The sequence below is a fragment of the Wolbachia endosymbiont (group B) of Apotomis betuletana genome (assembly GCF_947250475.1).
Classification (GTDB): Bacteria; Pseudomonadota; Alphaproteobacteria; order Rickettsiales; family Anaplasmataceae; genus Wolbachia.
On the sequence record NZ_OX366320.1, the window covers coordinates 1,323,922 to 1,339,235 of the forward strand.

Annotated in this window: 11 protein-coding genes and 1 tRNA gene; 8 read left to right on the forward strand and 4 right to left on the reverse strand. The window is 34.7% G+C overall.

What is annotated here, in order from left to right:
* The first annotated feature begins 34 nt into the window (after positions 1 to 34).
* From OOK82_RS06180 to OOK82_RS06215, 8 genes are all read left to right on the forward strand, one after another.
* Positions 35 to 110: transfer RNA gene (locus OOK82_RS06180), tRNA-His, on the forward strand.
* Positions 111 to 257: 147 nt separating this feature from the next.
* Positions 258 to 818: a hypothetical protein gene (locus tag OOK82_RS06185; protein WP_264375806.1), complete on the forward strand. Its 561-nt coding sequence runs from the start codon at positions 258 to 260 to the stop codon at positions 816 to 818.
* A gap of 89 nt (positions 819 to 907) precedes the next feature.
* Entirely contained in the window at positions 908 to 2,956 is a 2,049-nt protein-coding gene (gene mnmG / locus OOK82_RS06190; protein WP_264704578.1) for a tRNA uridine-5-carboxymethylaminomethyl(34) synthesis enzyme MnmG, read from the forward strand.
* 1 nt (position 2,957) lies between these two features.
* Positions 2,958 to 4,754, forward strand: coding sequence for an aminopeptidase P family protein (locus OOK82_RS06195; RefSeq protein ID WP_264704579.1), 1,797 nt, complete (start codon positions 2,958 to 2,960; stop codon positions 4,752 to 4,754).
* A 94-nt stretch (positions 4,755 to 4,848) separates the two neighbouring features.
* Complete coding sequence (locus tag OOK82_RS06200; RefSeq protein WP_019236690.1) at positions 4,849 to 5,214, forward strand: hypothetical protein; 366 nt, start codon at positions 4,849 to 4,851, stop codon at positions 5,212 to 5,214.
* A 97-nt stretch (positions 5,215 to 5,311) separates the two neighbouring features.
* On the forward strand, positions 5,312 to 5,956 hold the full coding sequence (locus OOK82_RS06205; RefSeq protein ID WP_264704580.1) for an alpha/beta hydrolase: 645 nt from the start codon (positions 5,312 to 5,314) through the stop codon (positions 5,954 to 5,956).
* Positions 5,957 to 5,961: 5 nt separating this feature from the next.
* Positions 5,962 to 6,741 (forward strand): SDR family oxidoreductase, encoded by a 780-nt coding sequence (locus tag OOK82_RS06210; protein ID WP_007302062.1) that lies wholly within the window; start codon positions 5,962 to 5,964, stop codon positions 6,739 to 6,741.
* A 90-nt stretch (positions 6,742 to 6,831) separates the two neighbouring features.
* Positions 6,832 to 7,860, forward strand: coding sequence for an ankyrin repeat domain-containing protein (locus OOK82_RS06215; protein WP_264686723.1), 1,029 nt, complete (start codon positions 6,832 to 6,834; stop codon positions 7,858 to 7,860).
* A gap of 254 nt (positions 7,861 to 8,114) precedes the next feature.
* On the opposite strand, the gene OOK82_RS06220 is transcribed toward OOK82_RS06215, so the two are convergent.
* From OOK82_RS06220 to OOK82_RS06235, 4 genes are all read right to left on the reverse strand, one after another.
* Positions 8,115 to 11,009: a hypothetical protein gene (locus OOK82_RS06220; RefSeq protein ID WP_264686722.1), complete on the reverse strand. Its 2,895-nt coding sequence runs from the start codon at positions 11,007 to 11,009 to the stop codon at positions 8,115 to 8,117.
* Positions 10,990 to 13,344 carry a VirB4 family type IV secretion/conjugal transfer ATPase gene (locus tag OOK82_RS06225; protein ID WP_264375800.1) on the reverse strand — a complete coding sequence of 785 codons (2,355 nt, stop codon included), beginning with the start codon at positions 13,342 to 13,344 and terminating at the stop codon, positions 10,990 to 10,992. The genes OOK82_RS06220 and OOK82_RS06225 overlap by 20 nt, the downstream gene beginning before the upstream one ends.
* A gap of 54 nt (positions 13,345 to 13,398) precedes the next feature.
* On the reverse strand, positions 13,399 to 13,764 hold the full coding sequence (locus OOK82_RS06230) for a hypothetical protein (protein ID WP_264686720.1): 366 nt from the start codon (positions 13,762 to 13,764) through the stop codon (positions 13,399 to 13,401).
* Positions 13,765 to 13,868: 104 nt separating this feature from the next.
* Positions 13,869 to 15,248, reverse strand: coding sequence for a DUF350 domain-containing protein (locus OOK82_RS06235; protein ID WP_264686719.1), 1,380 nt, complete (start codon positions 15,246 to 15,248; stop codon positions 13,869 to 13,871).
* Between the last annotated feature and the right edge of the window lie 66 nt (positions 15,249 to 15,314).

Consider the following 15,314-nt stretch of genomic DNA (forward strand, 5'->3'; position numbering starts at 1 on the left):
ATTTATGCTTGTGTGTTAGAAATTTTATACCTTGGCGGGCGTAGCTCAGTTGGTAGAGCGTCAGTTTGTGGTACTGAATGTCGCCAGTTCAATCCTGGTCGCTCGCCCCACTAAAAATTTCCACTTTACATAAATATAAACATTAGATATTTTTGCACGTCCGTTAGCATTCCTTGTTGCTTTAGTATTTAGATGGCGGAGGGGAAGTTTGCGATTTAGAGTAAAAATGATGCCTATTAATTAGTGAGAGGGATTGTATGTATATTTGTTTGTTAGCTTATAGTATAGTGTCAGCACTAGGAGTATTAGCTTGGTGGTTAAGTTTTGACACTTCATCACCTTTAGCCATAGGTGGAATTGCTGGTTGTATAGCTCCAGCATTGATTGCGATTTTTCACGTAGGATGTTTGCTATATAAGTTTTGCAAAAGAGATCCTATTGAGGAGGATCATGGAAAAGTAGCAAATTTTTTGAGTTTGATGATATCTACAAGCGCTGCAATTGGAGTTACACTTGCTGGAAGCATAGCTGCTATTTTTCCTAATCCAAAAATAGGATTTACATTAATAAGTGGAATGATAGGGCTGATAGCACCGATTTTAGGGCTTTTTGCAACTGTAGCTATAGTGCATTGTGTAGATGAAACAGCAATTAAATCTGCAGTAAGTGCAATTTCGATTACAGATTCTACATATGTCAAAATATCTCAGGAAGAAGAAGTAGATGAATGTATTACCTTTCCGGAAGAAGAAGTTAATAAAAGTATCATCTTTCCCAAAGTTGAAAAAGTTTTTTCTGCGAGAGAGACGGCAGTTTGAGCTAAGTTAGTGTGCAATGTTGTAATCTGTAAAATTTGACATCAATCACTGATAGTTGGAATATTATAGAGTAGGAATTACTCAAGAAGATGCATAAGTACGATGTAGTGGTAGTAGGTGGCGGTCATGCCGGGTGTGAAGCAGCTACAGCTGCAGCTCGCCTTGGTGCAAACACACTACTTATAACTCACAAAATTTCAACTATAGGAGAGATGTCTTGTAATCCAGCAATTGGAGGAGTTGCAAAGGGTGTTGTAGTTAGAGAAGTAGACGCCCTTGATGGAATAATGGGGAGAGCTATCGACCGAGCAAGCATACACTCGGTCGTTTTAAATGGCAGCAGAGGCGCAGCGGTATGGGGCCCACGTGCACAGGCAGACCGAAAATTATACAAAAAAGCAATACAGGAAATTATTCTAAATTATAACAACTTGACAGTAAAAGAAGAGTCAGTTGACGATTTTCTTATCGAAAGTGATAGCAATGGAGAATCTTATATAAAAGCTGTAATAACAGACTCAGGTGAACGTATACTGACAAGCAGAGTTGTTTTGACTACAGGGACTTTTTTACGTAGTGTGATTCATATAGGAGAGCAAACAACTCCTTCTGGAAGAATGGGGGATAAACCTGCAATAGAGCTTGCAAACACGCTAAAGAAGTATGATTTTAAACTGGGCAGATTACGTACCGGAACTCCACCGAGGCTTGATCGTGGCACTATAAACTGGTCGGTATTACAAGAACAAGTGGGTGACAATCCACCTACACCATTTTCTTATCTTACAGAGAAAATTAACCAGCCTCAGGTTTCATGTTTTATTACTCATACTAATGAACATACACACAAAGTAATTCGAGAGAATCTTCACAGATCAGCTTCTTCATATTTAGATAACGTTATTGCACCAAGATACTGCCCATCAATTGAAACTAAAGTTAAAAAATTTGCAGAAAAAAATAATCACCAAATATTTCTAGAACCAGAAGGGATTGATGATAACACTATATATCCAAATGGAATTTCAAATTCATTGCCCATCGAAGTGCAGCATGAAATGATAACGAGTATAAAAGGGCTTGAAAATGCAGAAATATTAAGACCTGGATATGCAGTTGAATACGATTATATCGATCCACGAGAGCTATTTCATACTCTCGAAACTAAGAAAGTTAAAGGACTATATTTTGCTGGTCAAATTAATGGTACCACTGGATATGAAGAAGCAGCCGGGCAGGGAATTATTGCCGGAATCAATGCAGCATTCTCTTTATCTCAAAAAAGTTTTGTTCTTCATCGTACAGACTCATATATCGGTGTAATGATAGACGACTTGGTCACTAAGGGAATTGCTGAGCCTTACAGATTATTCACCTCGCGTGCAGAATATAGACTGGCAATCAGGTCAGATAATGCAGATAGAAGATTGACACAAAAAGGTTATGACATCTCTCTTGTGTCGCATGAGAGATACTCTGTTTTGCAGGGTAAACTTAAATCCATTAAGCAACTTGAGGAGAAATTAGAGAGCCTAACAATTACTCCTGAGCAGCTCAGGTCCTATGGCATTAAAATATCTTATGATGGAATAAGAAAAACAGCATTAAATTTGCTCGGTTATCCAAATATTGACTGGAATAAATTACGAGAAATATGGCCAGAGTTAAACATGGATTCCAGTGTCAGCTACTTGCATAACACCAAAGCACCTCTTCCTGTCATCCAAGTAGCTGACACTGGGATCCAGTACTTGAATGATGATAGAATGGATGCAGTTGACACTGAAAAAAATGTAGATTCCAGCGTCATGTGCTGGAATAACACTATAACTGATAGCATAGCCAAGAATGAAATATATGAAGCAGTTGCAATTGAAGCAAAATACAAGCCTTATTTAGTAAGACAAGAAGCCGATATGAAGTTTCTACAAGAGGAAGTTAATACTCAAATTCCAACTAATTTCAACTACTCACAGATTAAAGGCTTGTCAACTGAAGTGATAGAAAAGTTGCAGTCAATAAAGCCAGCAACAATTGGTATTGCGAAGCAAATACAAGGTATCACTCCAGCAGCGATAGTTAGCATATTAGTGTACCTTAGGAATAAGAAAACGAAAATAGCTGCTAATTCTGCGTAACATGTCAAAAATCGAAGAATTTCGCTCTTTTATGCACGAAATAAATGTTGATGCATTTATGTTGCATACTAAAGACGAGTATTTAAATGAATATTCAAAAGAGTTAGCAGAGTTATGTGGCTTCACGGGAACAAATGGGCTACTTATCGTTACAAAGAGTAATAAGTGCCCATTTTTTACAGATGGACGCTATATCACACAAGCTCGCAGTCAGCTCGATCAGGGCAGTTTTCGAGTATATAATATACAAGAAGAGGATCCACACAAATGGGTAAAAGCAAACTTAACATTGACTACCTCACTGGGTTACTATCCGCAATATTTTACTATGAAGGACATAAGAAAATATGAAGGCATTTGTAAACTAGTACCATACTTAATTAAAAAAGATAGTAGTCATAAAGCACAAACAATAGTCTCACATGTATCTGGTGAGAGTGGTAAGGATAAATGTGAAAGAGTAGCTAAAAACATAGAGGCTGAAGCAGTGCTTCTGACTGATCCAAATTCAATTTCGTGGTTATTAAATTTAAGAAATGAAAGCGCTGAATACACTCCTTGTATATTGGGTCGTGCAATACTTTATAAAAACGGCAATGTTGATTTATTTATTCAAGATAAAGAACATTCAACTATAGAAGCAAATTTTGATAACCATATAAATGTTTTTGATATTAGTGAGCTAGAAAATTCACTACATAAGTTAAATTTGGTGGTGATAGATCCAAGCACGACTCCAATGAGCATTATGAATGCAATAGATCCCTTGTATAACCATTATTTAAATGAAAAATCAGCTTCGGTGTCATTCCAGTGCTTGACCAGAAATAAAAAAGCATGGATCCCAGTGTCAAGCACTGGGATGACAATAAGTAATGAAAGAGGTCTAATAGAAAATAAGCAGATAATTGAGAAGGAGGATCCTTGTTTGATTCACAAAGCAGTAAAAAATCAAACTGAAATAACTGGAGCTATAAGTGCGCACATCAAAGATGGAGTAGCAGTTATAAATTTTCTATATTGGCTTGAAAACAATATTGACAGTGAAATTACTGAGCTTGAAGCTGAAGAAAAAGTTTTAGAATACAGAAAAGAGCAGAATTTGTTTAAGCAACCGAGTTTTCCAACAATTTCAGCATTCAACGAGAATGGAGCAATCATTCATTACCGTGCAAGCAATAAGACAAATAAAGTCATTCAAGAAGATGGGCTGTATTTAATTGACTCTGGTGGTCAGTACCTTGATGGCACAACCGATGTTACAAGAACTATAGCAATTGGTAGTCCAACCAATGAGCAACGAGCTCACTACACAATAGTATTAAAAGCTCACATTGCGATAGCAAGTGCGGTCTTTCCTTCTGGCACTACTGGTGGAGAATTGGACATATTAGCGCGTATACATTTATGGAAATTTGGAATGGATTACATGCACGGTACAGGACATGGAGTAGGAAGTTACCTTTCGGTACACGAAGGACCGCAAGCAATATCAAGAGGAAATAAAGTGGAACTCATTCCAGGCATGATACTTTCTAACGAGCCTGGTTATTATATTCCAGGAAAGTATGGAATAAGAATTGAGAATCTGATGTATATTGAAAGGCGAGAAAACGTCTTTTTAAGCTTTAAACAATTGACCTCTGTTCCTTATGATAAAAAGCTAATAGATATACAAATGCTTACTGAAGATGAAGTTAAATGGATAAATAGCTATCACCAATTTGTTTATAAAAATATAGAAAATGGCATAAAAGATAAGGAATGGTTAAAGAGAGTATGTGAACCTTTAAAATAGTTAATTTGTCATTTAATCAAGTATTAATATAGTTGTTCTTGTATTGTTTTTAATTAAAAACAATATATAATATTAGTTTCAAATAGGTGTAATTATGACAGATAAAATGCAAGATGATGAATTTATGAAGCAGTACATGGATACTTGCAAAGAGCAAATAGAAAAATTGGCAAGCGACCCTAATTTGCTTCAACAGACCTTAAAGCCATTCATGCAAATGTCTCAGCAACTTATGGCTGGCGGTATGCTAGAAGGAAATATGCCTAGCATGATACCTGATATGGGTGGTATGGATATCAACAAGATGATTGCTCAGATGAAGGAAATGTATGATTACATAAAGAGTAATCACAAAGAGCTCATGAGAAAAGATGCTTCACAAATTCAAGAGCTTGATGATTCCAGCAGAAGATTGAGAGGCTTGGTCAAGAAATTGATAGAGAAAGTTGAAGCTAAGTAGTATTTATTCATATCAAAGAGCTATAGCAGTAGTGAGGTCTTGTTCCTCAAATTTAGTATTACCATAAAGTTAAATATAAACATAAAGGGATGAAGAGATGATTGAACTACAAAGCCAAGAAATTTGTCCAAATGGAAATAAGAAAAATTTGATTATTTTTTTTCATGGTTGGGGTTCAAGTGGCGATAATTTCGCTCACCTTGCTAAAGTTATGAGCAAATTTTTACCCGATTCATGTTTTGTGGTATCGAATGCTCCGTTTGAGAGGGAAATAGGTGATGGTTATCAGTGGTTTAGTTTAGAGGATCGTAGTGAAGAAGCACTATATAATGGAGTGAAAAATGCTGCATCAATTGTAAATCATTTTATTGATACAAAATTAAAGGAGCTTAATTTAAAAGATACTCAGCTTTCTTTAGTTGGATTTTCTCAAGGGGCAATGCTTGCAATACATGTGGCTCTTACCCGGCTTCAGTCTTGTGCGTCAGTTGTTGCGTATTCTGGTAGATTTCTTTCGCCTTCAAAAACTGCACCGGAGATCAAATCAAAACCTAACATATGTATTATTCATGGTGACGCTGATGATGTGGTACCTTTTTCTTCCCTTGATTTAGCGGTTAAAGCTCTGAAAGAAAATGGAGTAAACGCTCAAGGATACCCAATTCATGGATTAGGCCATATTATTAATGAAGAAGGAATAAGGTTAGGGGTTGAGTTTATCAAGAAGAATTTTGGAAATTAATTTCCATGCACTTGTTTTGCTTTGGTTACGGATATGTAGCTAAATTTCTATCGAAAAAATTGCTAAATTTAGGCTGGAAAGTTAACGGTACATCAAGAAATAAAGATATACAACTTTTTGATTATGAAAAGGTTGATCAAGATCTGCTTAAAAGCGTAACGCATGTTTTAGTTTCTATTCCTCCAGACGGCGATGATGTTATGGAGAGATACGGTCATTGTCTGGAGAATATTAAATGGCTTGGTTATCTGTCTGCAACTAATGTTTATGGTGACCACTGTGGTAATTGGGTGAATGAGGAATCTGAAACAAAGCCTATAGAAATTAGAGGAGAAAAGCGCCTTGAGTCTGAAAAGAAGTGGCTAAGTAGCAAATTGCCTGTACATATTTTTCGTTTGGCTGGGATATATGGTCCTGGTAGAAATGCGCTAATTGACCTGCAGCTTGGCAAAGCAAGAAATGTGAAAAAAATTTTTTCTCGTGTTCATGTTGAAGATATATCGAATATTTTATTTTCTTCCATGCAAAATATAAAGCCTTATGAGATATACAATTGTGCAGATGATTTACCTGCTACGCAATCTGAAGTGGTCACGTATGCAGCCGAGCTTCTCAATATTAGCCCTCCAGAGCCAGTTGAGATTTCTTCCGTACCAAATTACGCACGGGGTTTTTATTTAGGGTCAAAAAAAGTAAGCAATACTAAAATTAAAAAAGACCTTGGTGTCTCTCTAGTTTATCCTGATTACAAGGTGGGTTTAAAGAGTTTGTATATATTAGAATAGAGAAAATAGATTGCCAGATGCAAAAATTTTTCTTGAATGTTCCTTGTTTTGATGTAGTACCACTAGGCATACTATTATATAGAGGTAAATATGTTCAGCAATCAATCGCTCCCGGTTGAAAATATTCTATTACATCAAGCCGCTTATAATGGTAACATAAATGAAGTTAGGTTATTACTTAATGTAAAAACTGATATCAATATCAAGGATAAAAAAGGATTTACAGCCTTGCATTTTGCTGTTTATTCAGGACATTTAGACGTAGTAAAGTTACTAATCAGTAAAGAAGCTAATATTCATGCAAGAACTACTAAAGGCAGTACAGTTTTACACTTTGCTGTTGTAGCTAAAAGCAAAGCTATAGTAGAGGAGTTAATTAAAGCGGGAGCTGATCCCAATATAAAAGACTGTACTGATGGTAAGACACCTTTACATATTGCTGCTCAAAATGGACTTGTAGAAGTTGTAAAGGTGTTACTTAATACTCAAGAAATTGAGATTGATGCTAAAGACAATGAATTTGGTATAACAGCTCTGTACTTAGCCTCTCAGAACGGACATACTGAAATAGTTGAACTATTAATTAGCACAAAAAATGCTGATGTTAACATAGTAGATAAAAAAAATAATGTCACACCCTTGTATCTAGCTGCTCAGAATGGGCATGAAGCAGTAGTCAAGTTGCTTCTTGATAATGGTGCTAAGGTCAATGGCTGTAATGTCGATAGAGATCCTTTAAGTGTAGCTATCAAGAATGGCCATAAGAAAATAGTTGAGTTATTACTTAGTATAGAAGGAATAAATGTCAATATTGGCGATAAGATTGGCAATACACCTCTACATATAGCAGCTATAACAGGCCGCAAAGAAATAGCAAGATTACTATTAGCAAAAGGAGCTGATGCTAATATTAAAAACCATTCAGGAGATACTCCTTTACAAATAGCTGAGATAATTGAAAACTCTACAGTTTTTATGCTTGAAAAGGATACAAATTCAGTACTTCTTGTGAAAAAAGGAGTTAAGGAGCTTTTGTCACAACATGTGAAGAACAACAAACCTAGCTCATCAGTAGATAAAATTGACGTATTTGTTCAGCAGAGTAGCAAAATAAGATAGATGAGAAAACTAGTTTGTGACATTGGCGTCCAGTTAAATTTACATGGATTCCAGTGTCAAGCACTGGAATGACATTATGGAAGCTGTGATGACAAGGAAGGAAGCACTAGAAAGAAATGGGTGTCACGCACTGGGATGACATTATGGGAACTGAGATACAAGAAAAGAAACACTGGTTTGACATGCACCTGAACAGATACTCTCAGTAATGTAAATTCAACTTTACCCCATTTGCAACCATCAGGGTTCTTTGACTATAGACCTAACAATTCTTTTCTAATTTCTTCTTTAATTGTATCAATAATCTTTTTATCAAGTTTATTTATTAAGGAATCATCAATACCTGTGATGTCATCTGGATTTTGTATCATTTTTTCAATAGCATCATCTATTTTTTTTACTCTTTCTTTATTAATTTCATCAAATATAGGTTTAATTTTCACATAACCAGGAGCGCCCTTGCTATAACTTTTGCTGCTTTCGTTGATACAACCACCAGCACCATATGTTTTATTCACGTAGTTTTTACTACATTTTGTTACATCTTTATACCCAATCTCACCATTTTCTATATATGCTATTTTATTATCTTTACTAGAGTTTAGCTTGTCCCCTTTCTTAATTTCTTCTTTTAATTTTAAACTTTGTTCATGAATTATTGTATCTTTGTAATTCTTTCCCCCATAGGTTCTGTATGTACCTCCGCCTGCAACAGTAATTAAATCTTTACAAATTGTTTCTGAAGAGTCTCTGCACATTTTTATTAAAGTTGGTCCCCCATCCTTGTTAGATTCATCATCTTCTTGTCCACCACCTCCTTCTGTCACTTTTACTTTAATATAGGGATAATTGGGGTTGATTTTTAGTTTAGCTTTAATGTAATCACCTGGCATTCCTAGTCTACTTACAGTAGACTGAGCTTTATCAGCTATATGACCAGCTTCACCACCTCCCCATGCTTCTATTTCAACGTAATCATACATTGACAGATCATCTGTATAGCCATCTCCAAGCTCATAAAGTTTTTGATCCCTGTTTTCAATAATCTGCTTCTTATGTTTCAATTGTGCTATTATTATTTCACGTAATCTCTTTTTTAAACCCTCTAAATCGAACCTACACAATTTATCAGCATAAAAGACTTCTGTTCTATTTGCTTTAATCGGTTGATTTTTTAATTGTGTGCACTTTTGTATTTCACCTTTCTCGTTTTTTACTGTTTTACCATCCTTATCCTTGCAATCCACTTCCTCATATCTTAAGTAAAATAGTTTATCATTCTTATCTACATACTGTGTTGAGCGACTACATACTCCATCAAAGCAGAGGCAACCATCATCACCGTGATTACAGTTTTTTTCTTCATACTTTCCATCTGTTAACTCATATACTATTTTGCATTTGTCACAATTTTGTTTTGTATCTACCTCTTTATCCTCTTTTGCCATGCAGTTATCTCTAGACTTATTTTCAGCAGGAATGGAAATATATCCTTTTTTATTAAATATTATTTCATTCAGTGCATCTTGTGGCTTTGCTAAAACCTCAATTGTTTCGTTACAGGGAAAATAATAAAGCTGATCAGACTCCTTTGAATAAACAGTATTGTATTTATTGTATCTTGCCCCCATTGATTTTAGCGATATTAGCTTACTTTCTTTTTTAAGAACAAACTCCTCTGGTTCTGGTTGCCACCCAGAAAGGCAGAGCATTTTACTTTTAGAATTTTCTTTATATTTTATTTCTACTTTTGGATATCCTGAGCCATCTAGTTTGCACTTACCATTCTGAAGCTCTTTACATTCTGCTTCGATATCGGGAACATACCCATATTTTTCTAGAACTTCAAATTGCGAATTATTTTTTAATATACCTTCTATTACGCTATCGATGTCGCTTTTACTGTTACTGCTATCAGTTGTTTTTGCCACTATTGCTGGCTTTACTACTTTTAAAGGTAGATGGCCAACATATGTAGGAGAATTTTTATTAACATAAAAAGTACAGATGCCATTACTGTGAGTTCCACGTGCGTCATAAGTACAAACGTTCTCACTCATCTTTATTTTTACTTTTAGCGTATTTTCGCCTTTACCCTCATTAGGCTTTGGTATGCTCACTTCTTCAATCTTTGGAGCAGGTGGCGCTGGGAAGCAGCGAGCAGGAAATTGTAATTTTCTTTCGGACTCTTCTTCCTCAGTACCATAGTATTCAGCGCAGAGCTGACCTTTTTTTCTATAGGTTTTGAGATAATGGATAGTATCTTTAATAGTAAATGGATAAATTGGAGTATTCTCACTATTTGAAAAACCGCGCGGAAAAGGTAGCTCCCTTCTTTCTTTCAGCTCACCAATAATGACTCCAACTCTTGGATGGAAATAATCATTTTCTTCATTTGTTATAGGAACAATTCTAACTTGTGGTGGTGACATCGCAAGTTGTTCACAAAATGGAGGTGGGCCAGGTGCAAGTGGTACAGGCACACATTGTACTTTGGTTTGATAGCAGGTATCGCAAACATTTTCCATATTCCCTGGACGGAAAATATTTTCCCCTGAAAATACTCTAGAGCCCCATGAAGAAATTCCTGACATACAAGCCCCCTTTTGACTACAAGCGCATATTTTAGGGGCATTAACAAATTTTACTTTTTCTTCATCAGTAACACCATCTGCCCATTCCCATTCAAGGCGTTTCGCAATTCCTTCTTTGATTTCTTTACTGTTATCTGTCTTAATTGTTCCATCAGCTAACATTTTATCTCCTTCCCAATCGATAAAAGCTGCTGCAGAAACTCCAGCACCTGTGGCTTGTGTGCCATATATTTTGTGGCAAGATGTTCCACTGGATAATATATAACAGTTGTCGTTCCCTTCGTAATTGCAGACCTTAATCTTTGGATCGAAGTAACCTTCTGGTCCCTGATTATTTACTGCTGTAACTTTAATAAATTGCAATAATTTTTTGTCAAAGTCTAAATCGCTCCACTTGCCTTTAAAAAAATTTGCAATACCTTTTCCTGTTTTATTTCCTACAACCTCAAGTTCAGTATTGCTCTTTACAAAATACGGACAATCAGCATATCCTTGATAAGAAAGACAAAATATCAAGGAGAATATCAATAAAAAATTAAGCTTTACATTTTTCATAGAACGCCGGTAACCACTTACTCACTTTTTCGCCTTTTTCCTTTATTGCTTCATACATATACTTTATAGTCTCTTTATTAGCTGAAAGTACATGTATTTCTTTCATATTCTTCAAATCTAGATTTAAAGTTACTAAACCTTTGTATTGCTTTATCAAAAATAAACCTTCCTGTGTTGGTGTTTGCAAAATGACATTCAGTTCCTCTTTCGACAGAGAAAATGCTTTCATGTATAACCTGTTTGCATTTATGTTCGGCATCAGGATTCTCGTATCGACATGCTTATCTAAATATTGAGTAAACTTGCTAGCAAATGCTAGGTTTAAGTTTTCAGTACTTAGAATTACTACAACATTTAACTTTGTCATTCTTTGCATCCAGTCGTCAAACTCTCCCTCTGTAGGAAAAATATTACTTATCTCCCATGCTTCATCCAAAACAAGTATTGCAGGTGAGCCATCACATTTTGCTTCGAAAGAGTATAAGAAATAGTAAAGTATCACGGACATACATTCTTTTTGCTTAGTGAGATTTGCAGTATTGAGGGATATAGTTTTTGTTCCCCAGTCAATATCTGACTCATCACCATCTTGGAATAAGTAAGCAAATTCACCTTCACCACACCATTTACTTATTTTGCCTCCAAGAAGTAAAAGCACTTCAGAAATTTGAGAAATAGATCGCGATTCTCTTGGTATAGCAAATATAGAATCTACAATTTTTTTTGTCTTTTCTTCTACGTCTACCAAACTTGCATCTGCAACCATCCTTTTGATCAATTCAACAAGCATATTGCGATTAGAAGCACTATCTTCAATGTTCAGTGGGTTAAATTTTAGACTTTTATCTTTATATTTTGGATCAATTATGTAATATTGGCCGCTTACTGCTTTAGTAAATATTATTGATTTTCCAGTATTATCCAATATAACAATCCTAGGGTTAAATTTTCTTGATTCCGAAAGTAAGAAATTGATCAGTGAGGTTCTACCTGAATTTGGAGCTCCAAGTATTGTGGTATGACCATTATTTTTCTTTCCATGAAAGTTAAAAAAGTAAGGACTGCCTTTTTTTGAAAAAAAAACTGTTACTGCTTCTTTCCATCTTCCTCCTTTTAACGTACCTGATGTAAAATCATGCAACATAGCAAAGCTGCAAGCATATTTTTCTAATATATTTTTTGGTTGTGTAACAAAAGCAAAGTTTCCAGGAAGCTGTGCCCAAAAATGATTTTCCATGTGCAGATCAGTTCTAAACATCATCAACCCGATTAACGACATTACAGAGGATAAATCGCTGATATTTTTAGCTAACCTATTCTTATCATCTGCAAAGATTGTAACAATAATTTTCTGTTGACAAAAATCCATAGCAGAAATTTTTTCAAGCTCTATTATTTCATTTATTCCTGAGTTTTGAAGTAAGGTATTGTCCTCACTGATTTGCAGTATATTAATTTGTTTTTTAAATTCTTTTACTGCTTTATTATTACTAGTAAATATTATTATTTCTGTGATGATAAGCTCAGAGTCAAGTTGCAAACACCTATCTATATTTTCTAAGGGGATTTCTCGATATTCCTTTATGCAAAAAATAGAACCAAACTTCTGTTGACCTTCAAACGATGTTTGAAATTTATTGAAACCAAAAGCTACTTTTAGGTTTTTCACATGCTGCGATAGATCCCTTTCACATATTGGATAATCTTTGTGCGTTAATGTAATAATGTAATGGAGAAATTCCATCATTTGAGAATATATTTTGCCTTCACTAGACCTAAGGCCCAGTTTTTTAGCTCCAAAAGGTTCTAAATCTTTTTGAATCAGGTCAGTTATTTTTTGTAATTCTTGATGATTTTTTTGTAAAAATAACTTGTGCCTATTCTTTATCCTGCCAAAAAAAAATGCATTATTAATATGTTTGCCAAAATCACTAAGTAACACCACAATGTATAACTCATTTATATACTGTAGTTTACTATCAACTAGTTTATTAAACCACGTTGAGTGTAGCTGATCGGAAAAGTCTGCAGTTTTATTCCACTGTAAGCTCAGTTTATTGCGCTTACGGACAGTGTGAATCCAAACTGTAAAATATAAACTCTGGATATTTTTTGATATACTTTTTCTAATTTCAGTTCTAAGATCACCATAGTTATCAACTGAAGAATAGTCTTCTAACTTGATTATTTTTAACAATTCCCCCTGTTTTGTTAGTATAGTTTCTTCATCGTAGTGGCAAGCATAAGGGATAAAATCTAAATTAATACTTTCTAGTAACGCTAAATTGTTCTTTTTTTCAGAATTAGAGCTAGTGGCCGGTACTTTTGGTTGCATACAACATTATGTGTATTCAATAAAAAGATAATTAAAAAACATAAAAATACTATCTTAATTTTTATCTTTTTCTTCGCTGTCGGGCTGTAATTTTATATCTTTTGCAAAGTTGAATTTTTCTTTCAAGTAATCTGTTGCTTTTTCTGTACTCCCAAACATCATGATCAGTACACCAAACAGTATCATGAAGAAAATTAGACCTCTGAACACTACTGCAAGTATCACTGTAGCTATACATAACCCTATAATTGTCGAAGGATTCATATTTTCCATAGTATCTTTAACTGAAAATGAAGAAATAAGTTCTTTCAACGTTCCTGGTATATTTTTCAATTCATCACTTGCTTTGCTAGAACATGACATGAAGATAAAACTTAACAGGGCTACAATAGCAAAAACTTTACCCAATTGAATACGCATCAGCTAAATACCTTTAAGATACTCCTTAACTGTAACAATTTTTACATCAATAGGCAAGAACCGAATTCACTTGCTCACCATAAGTAACTCATATTTAACTTTTATCACTGTGTTAGCCCTTTATTATCAACAAGAGGACTCACACTAATGGATATCAATTTACTTGACAGAATATTTGAACAAAATTCAGCAGCAGCAGCTGTAGCAAACACTGCAGCCACCACAAACAGTCCTGCTCCTACTAATCCTGATGTCATTGCTCCTGCAAAAATGCACCCTATTGCTAAGAGAGCAGAACTTGTTACAAGTGCGACGTGAAGGTTTTTGTTATTGAGTTGTTTAATTTTACTATTATTTTCATAATTATTGGATTGCATTGTATCTTTTACCTTACTGCCTGTCACTGAGATCACACAATGAGGACCTTCTTCAGTCTTCTTATAATGTTTAGAAGGGGATCTTCTTCCGCTTGGGCCTTTGGGCCTTGTTTTGTTCGGATGTGCTAATTTTGTTTTTCCTTCATCTTCTAGTTGCAAACTATTATCTTCCTCAGCAGGGTTTAATTTTAAGTGTACACTTTCCTCAGATGAAATGCTTGTTACTGAAGTTAAGCTGTTCCTTCTGCTACTTGATGCCAAGCTAGATGAATTTATTCGACTATCTAAATCACTACTACTACTACTGAGTTTAGAAGTATTTGCACCACTTGGCACTTCTACAGCATTCACAGTTATATTAGGCTTTTCATTTTTTAAATCTTTACTATCAATCGAAAGATCAGATTGACTATTCAATTGTGATTGTGTGATCTTCTTTCTTGCTTGCGGTTGTTTTGATGTAAGAATTGTTGAAGCATCATAACTATCTAAACTTCTCAAGGGATTATATGTTCCAGAGATTCCTTTTCCACTTACACCCTTAGCTAAAGAATCCTTTTCCAGAGGATTAATACCTGAATTTTTGGGAATTTCAACTTCACCAGAAAGAATTTGTTTGTTAAATAGTTCCATAGTATTATTTTGTCTATTTGCTTGATTACTTCTAAGACTTTTCTGATTTTGAATAGTGCTACTAGAATGATCTTTGTCACTACTTTTATTAGTAATCCCTGTAATCTCTAAAATTATTTCTAATATTTTTCCTCTTCTTGTTGGTGATCTTTGTGATGATTTTTCTTCATTGTTAAGTACTGAAGATTTCATTAATTCCTCTGACTCTATCACTTTTGTTTTCAATGCTGGAAGGAAGTTGTCAATATAATATTTATAATATTCTTCTTGTTTTCTCAATGACTTTTCTAATTCAATTAATACGTTGGGATCAGCTCCTTTGTTAAACAACTCTATGCATTTTGCGATAGTTCCATCTCCCTTTTTTAGATTTCCATGATTATGTGTTTTTTTTGTGACCTTTTTGTATATAGCATTGTACAATTGTTGATTAATATCTTCACTCTTCTGATGTTTTGCAAAACGACTTAGCATAACATTTCTCCATACATAACAAAATGTATGAATACCTCTTTAGCGTTAATTTTACATTAAAACTGG

Coding starts and splice junctions, on each gene's coding strand:
- OOK82_RS06185 (WP_264375806.1), top strand. CDS start 258: ATGTATATTTGTTTGTTAGCTTATAGTATAGTGTCAGCACTAGGAGTA.
- mnmG (WP_264704578.1), top strand. CDS start 908: ATGCATAAGTACGATGTAGTGGTAGTAGGTGGCGGTCATGCCGGGTGT.
- OOK82_RS06195 (WP_264704579.1), top strand. CDS start 2,958: ATGTCAAAAATCGAAGAATTTCGCTCTTTTATGCACGAAATAAATGTT.
- OOK82_RS06200 (WP_019236690.1), top strand. CDS start 4,849: ATGACAGATAAAATGCAAGATGATGAATTTATGAAGCAGTACATGGAT.
- OOK82_RS06205 (WP_264704580.1), top strand. CDS start 5,312: ATGATTGAACTACAAAGCCAAGAAATTTGTCCAAATGGAAATAAGAAA.
- OOK82_RS06210 (WP_007302062.1), top strand. CDS start 5,962: ATGCACTTGTTTTGCTTTGGTTACGGATATGTAGCTAAATTTCTATCG.
- OOK82_RS06215 (WP_264686723.1), top strand. CDS start 6,832: ATGTTCAGCAATCAATCGCTCCCGGTTGAAAATATTCTATTACATCAA.
- OOK82_RS06220 (WP_264686722.1), bottom strand. CDS start 11,009: ATGAAAAATGTAAAGCTTAATTTTTTATTGATATTCTCCTTGATATTT.
- OOK82_RS06225 (WP_264375800.1), bottom strand. CDS start 13,344: ATGCAACCAAAAGTACCGGCCACTAGCTCTAATTCTGAAAAAAAGAAC.
- OOK82_RS06230 (WP_264686720.1), bottom strand. CDS start 13,764: ATGCGTATTCAATTGGGTAAAGTTTTTGCTATTGTAGCCCTGTTAAGT.
- OOK82_RS06235 (WP_264686719.1), bottom strand. CDS start 15,248: ATGCTAAGTCGTTTTGCAAAACATCAGAAGAGTGAAGATATTAATCAA.